General features: G+C 65.8%; 1 protein-coding gene. It reads left to right on the top strand.

Translation table 11 applies throughout. From position 1 onward, the window contains the following. On the top strand, window positions 1-243 hold a 243-nt coding region (locus NBY69_RS37270), incomplete at both ends, for a condensation domain-containing protein (RefSeq protein WP_250306702.1).

Genomic DNA, 243 nt, shown 5'->3' with positions numbered 1-243 from the left:
ATTCCGATCGGGAGTCCGATCGCGGGGCGTACGGATGAGGCGCTGGACGATCTGGTCGGGTTCTTCGTCAACACGCTGGTGTTGCGTACTGATACGAGTGGTGATCCGAGTTTCGCGGAGTTGCTGGGGCGGGTGCGGGAGACGGCGCTGTCGGCGTACGCGCACCAGGACGTGCCGTTCGAGCACCTGGTGGAGGCGCTGAACCCGTCCCGCTCGCTGTCCCACCACCCGCTGTTCCAGACC

Origin of the sequence: Streptomyces sp. A 4/2 (genome assembly GCF_940670765.1) — a bacterium.
Taxonomy (GTDB): Bacteria; Actinomycetota; Actinomycetes; order Streptomycetales; family Streptomycetaceae; genus Streptomyces.
Note: the sequence above shows the minus strand (reverse complement) of the source record. Positions and strands in the feature narration are given on the sequence as shown.